The sequence below is a fragment of the Megasphaera massiliensis genome (assembly GCF_000455225.1).
In the GTDB taxonomy this organism is placed as follows: Bacteria; Bacillota; Negativicutes; order Veillonellales; family Megasphaeraceae; genus Megasphaera; species Megasphaera massiliensis.
In genome coordinates this window covers 86893-88972 of the sequence record NZ_HF954534.1, presented here as the reverse complement: position 1 = coordinate 88972, position 2080 = coordinate 86893, and the positions used below count along the sequence as shown (strand labels likewise).

The window sequence follows — 2080 nt, the reverse complement described above, 5'->3', positions numbered from 1 at the left end:
TTGTCTTTTTAGTGACAATAATTATTTTTTTAGGACTATCATTAACAGATAGTTGATATATTTAGACTACGGATGAACAGTTTTGTCACAAGTACCGCTGCCGCCTATCTTTTTCAGTACATACAAGCTATAATTAAAACGTAAATACAGCGTTTATTTTTACGAAAAAGGTCTTGTTTCACCTGTGAAAATGGGGCCTTTTGGTTGTGCAGATAGTGCAGAGGAGGCGGACATGGGACAATTCGTCAACGTGGACGGCGAAGAGGGCAGCGTGGTTCGTCTGGTTACGGCGCTCTTGCAGGAAGATGTAACCTATGAATTCATTGCCCATATCGCGAAATGCCCATTAGAAACGGTAAAAGAAATTGCCGCCAACACAAAATATAATAAGGAGTGATTCTGTTGAATATTCTCGTTGTCATGGATACGGATGCAAAACAGCGACAGTGGTTTGAAACGGCTGCGAAAGGGGCCAAGGTGACCTTCTGTCCCGGTGATGGAAAAGATGCCGGTGCGGCCCTTGAAGACGCCGACGTCATTATCGGCAACATCGACCCGCAGCTGGTCAGCAAGGCTAAGCATTTGAAATGGCTCCAGCTCAACAGTGCCGGTGCCGGCAGTTACTGTAAGCCCGGTATCCTGCCCGACGGCGTGGCGCTCACCAATGCGACCGGTGCCTATGGCCTGGCGTTGTCCGAGCACATGCTGGCCCAGAGCCTGGCTATGATGAAGAAGCTGTATCTCTACCATGACAATCAGCAGCAATCCTTGTGGCGCGATGAAGGCCCGGTCACGTCCTTTTATGGGGCCACGGTCGTCGTCGTCGGTTTTGGCGATATCGGCCGCAACTTCGGCCGCCGCGTAAAGGCTTTGGGCGCTTATGTCATCGGCCTGCGCCGCCGTAAGGGCGAGGTTCCGCCGGAAGCCGATGAAATGGGGGATATGGCTCATTTCGAAGACTATCTCTCTCGGGCGGACATCGTCGCGTCCTGCCTGCCTGATACGCCGGAAACGTATCGGATCTATAATAAGGACCGCTTCATGGCCATGAAGAAGGGGGCCTACTTCGTCAACGTCGGCCGCGGCAACAACGTCGATCAGGAAGCCCTGCGGGAAGCCGTCCTTTCCGGTCATTTGGCAGGGGCTGCTTTGGACGTTACCGATCCGGAACCGCTGCCCAAGGACGATCCCTTGTGGCAGACGAAGGGCATCTACATTACGCCCCATATTTCAGGCGGCTACCACCTGCAGGCGACGCACGACTACATCGCCCGCATTGCCGTCGATAACCTGAAGCGGTTCCTCGCCGGCGAAAAACTTGAAAATATGGTCGATATGGCAACGGGCTATAAGGCCTGATAGAAGCTGTTACGTCTCTGTGACGGGTACCGGTTTTACGACGGTACCCGTTTTTTTGCAGCTGACGCGGCCGTTAGTGGCATTGGTCAGGTCGGCTATGAAGGCGTCGCTGTCGCCTTCGGGGACTTCATAGGTGAAGGTCACGTCGGCGGCAAAGGCCCGGTCGGCGATGAGGACGTCGTGACTTTCGGCAAAGCGCTCGAGGGTGCTGACCAAGGGGTAGGCGACGGTCGCCGTAAGGAGGGTGAAGGGCGTGTAGACGACGACGGACGCTTCGTCGAGGGCCAGGGTCGCGGCGTGGCTGTAAGCCCGGATGAGGCCGCTGGCGCCGAGTTTGATGCCGCCGAAATAGCGGGTGACGACGACGGCCGTATTGGTCAGGTCCCGTTTCTTTAAGACTTCTAAGATGGGCCGGCCTGCCGTTCCCGACGGTTCACCGTCGTCGCTGGAGCGCTGGATCTGTCCGCCGGCTCCGATTTGGAAGGCCGAGCAGTTGTGACGGGCGTCCCAATAGTGCTTGCGCACGCTTTCGATGAAGGCTGCCGCCTCATCTTCCGTTTTCACTTCACAGACGGTGGCGATGAAGCGGGATTTTTTGATGACATATTCGGCTTCGGCCCGGCCATAGACCGAGCGGAGAAGAGATTCCATAGCATATCGTTCCTTTTCGTTTTTCTCATCATAGCCTATTTACCGGGCCCTGGCAAGAAAAGGGCATAAA

3 protein-coding genes are annotated in these 2080 nt (G+C 54.8%); 2 read left to right on the top strand and 1 reads right to left on the bottom strand.

Annotated elements, in window-relative coordinates; translation table 11 throughout:
• Positions 1-232 precede the first annotated feature (232 nt).
• Together TX77_RS13775 and TX77_RS01470 are read left to right on the top strand one after the other, a co-directional pair.
• A complete protein-coding gene (locus TX77_RS13775) occupies positions 233-397 on the top strand; it encodes a hypothetical protein (protein ID WP_176698832.1) in 165 nt (54 codons plus the stop codon).
• Between the two features lie 5 nt (positions 398-402).
• On the top strand, positions 403-1359 hold the full coding sequence (locus TX77_RS01470) for a D-2-hydroxyacid dehydrogenase (protein WP_044503066.1): 957 nt from the start codon (positions 403-405) through the stop codon (positions 1357-1359).
• A 9-nt stretch (positions 1360-1368) separates the two neighbouring features.
• Here the strand turns inward: TX77_RS01470 and TX77_RS01465 are convergent, their stop codons facing one another.
• On the bottom strand, positions 1369-2010 hold the full coding sequence (locus TX77_RS01465; RefSeq protein WP_044503065.1) for a YigZ family protein: 642 nt from the start codon (positions 2008-2010) through the stop codon (positions 1369-1371).
• Between the last annotated feature and the right edge of the window lie 70 nt (positions 2011-2080).

Bases quoted from the DNA above. Each gene is read 5' to 3' on its own strand.
- TX77_RS13775 (WP_176698832.1), top strand. From the start codon at position 233: ATGGGACAATTCGTCAACGTGGACGGCGAAGAGGGCAGCGTGGTTCGT.
- TX77_RS01465 (WP_044503065.1), bottom strand. From the start codon at position 2,010: ATGGAATCTCTTCTCCGCTCGGTCTATGGCCGGGCCGAAGCCGAATAT.